The 1,762-nt window shown below is 69.0% G+C and carries 2 protein-coding genes; one reads left to right on the top strand and one right to left on the bottom strand.

Going from position 1 to position 1,762, the window contains the following annotated elements; genetic code table 11:
- The first annotated feature begins 417 nt into the window (after positions 1–417).
- Complete coding sequence (locus FNQ90_RS21970) at positions 418–894, top strand: DUF7144 family membrane protein (RefSeq protein ID WP_182607940.1); 477 nt, start codon at positions 418–420, stop codon at positions 892–894.
- Between the two features lie 62 nt (positions 895–956).
- On the opposite strand, the gene FNQ90_RS21965 is transcribed toward FNQ90_RS21970, so the two are convergent.
- The gene (locus tag FNQ90_RS21965) at positions 957–1,547 is read right to left on the bottom strand and encodes a lytic polysaccharide monooxygenase auxiliary activity family 9 protein (RefSeq protein ID WP_143621084.1); all 591 of its coding nucleotides are present in this window, start codon (positions 1,545–1,547) and stop codon (positions 957–959) included.
- Between the last annotated feature and the right edge of the window lie 215 nt (positions 1,548–1,762).

Here is a 1,762-nt window from a genome sequence, read left to right as displayed (position 1 = left end):
GCCCCCCACAGCACCGCCCCGACCGGAAGGGCCGCCACGGCCGTGCCCAGCGTCGCCGTCTCCCCGTACCGGCGCGCCCACCCGCCGAACCCGGTCCGTTCCGCGCCTCCGGTTCCCGGTGCCCGTGCCATCCCCGGCTCCTCGCATCCGTCCGGGGTCGCCCCGCCGACGACCCGGTGCCCCCTCACCCCATTGAAGTACGGGCCCCGGCGCCCGGCGAGGGCTCACCGGCCCGTTCGGGAACCCCTCCTTCCCGCACCCGTTCGGGGGACCCGATCCCCCGCGTGGCGGATATGCCGGGAAGGCGTGAGCATGGAGACGAATAACCACAAATCGGACATGGCCGCGCCGGAAGGACAGCAACTCACCCCACCCGCCGGGGCGGGGTGCCCACCGCTTTCGATCGGAGGCCGAATCATGGCGTCTTCTCATGACACCCGCGGGGCCCATGACACCCGCACCGAACAGACCGGCCGCGCGGGACGCGGCACCGCTCCGTCCCGCAGCGAGGTCCTCGCCGCCGGTGGCGTCCTCTTCGCCGCCGTGCTGATGCTGATCGGGGGTTTCTTCGACGCCCTGCGCGGCGTGATGGCGATCGGCTCGGACGAGGTGTTCGTCGCGACTGCCGACTACACGTTCTCCCTCGACCTGACGGCCTGGGGGTGGATCCACCTGATCGCCGGCCTCGTGGTGATCGCGGTCGCGCTCGGCCTCTTCAGCGGGGCCACCTGGGCGAGGATGGCGGCGGTGGTCGTGGCCGCCGTGCTGATCGTCGCCAACTTCCTGTCCCTGCCGTACTACCCGCTGTGGTCGGTGGTGGCGATCGCGTTCTACGGCTTCGTCATCTGGGCGCTGACCACGGCCCGGGACGACAGCGGCCGATCCCTCGCCTGAGCCCTTCCGGGGCCGGGGCGTGGTGCGTCGGTGCGTGAGGGGTGGGTGCGAACCCCGCCGGATCAGCGGAAGTTCACGTCACTGCAGAAATAGTACGTCTGGTCCATGTGGGAGGCCTGCCAGACCGTGTAGACGATGTGGCGACCGCTGCGACCCTGGGTGTTGACGTTGATCGAGATGTTCTGGGCCGGGGCGTAGCGACCGGTCTCCCGGACGAGCTCCAGGTCACTCCAGTTCAGGGACTGACGGGTGGGGTCGAAGCCCTGGCGGGTGACGTAGATCCGGAAGTAGTCGGCGCCGTGGCTGGCCTGGTCGTACAGCCGCACGGTGAAGTTGCTGCCGATGTCGGTGGCCTGCCAGTTCCCGACGGTGTCCATCGAACGGTAGCGGCCGTTCTCCGTGTTACCGCCGCTGCACAGCTGACCGTTGGGCACAGCCGCCTGGTGGTTGCCGCGCACGTTGTCGCGGTACAGGCCGTTCCAGTTCCACATGGCGTTGGGGTTGTCCCGCCATGCCTGCCAGCACATCGGGTCCTGGTTGGCCATGTTGGGGTTCAGGTGGTCGTGGCCCCAGCGCAGCCAGCACCCGTAGTTACGGGCGGCGGGGTCGACGATCGAGCCGTGGGCGGCGGCCGGCTCGGCCCAGGGGATCATGCAGAGCAGTGCGGCCGAGAACAGCGCCGCGAGGCGGGCCCGCCATCCGAGCGCCTTGGTGCGAGTTTCAGGATTCACTGTGCGGTCTCCGTTTTCCGGCTGTGGGGTATCCGGTTTGGGAGCGCTCCCATGTCGATGAATGCTATCCCCTTCGACACGTCCTCGAAACACTTTTACCCACCTCGAAAAAATTTCGTCGCCCACCCGCTCCCCCT

It is taken from the genome of Streptomyces alkaliphilus (genome assembly GCF_014141535.1).
GTDB lineage: Bacteria > Actinomycetota > Actinomycetes > Streptomycetales > Streptomycetaceae > Streptomyces > Streptomyces alkaliphilus.
Note: the sequence above shows the minus strand (reverse complement) of the source record. Positions and strands in the feature narration are given on the sequence as shown.

Coding starts and splice junctions, on each gene's coding strand:
- FNQ90_RS21965 (WP_143621084.1), bottom strand. CDS start 1,547: ATGATCCCCTGGGCCGAGCCGGCCGCCGCCCACGGCTCGATCGTCGAC.
- FNQ90_RS21970 (WP_182607940.1), top strand. CDS start 418: ATGGCGTCTTCTCATGACACCCGCGGGGCCCATGACACCCGCACCGAA.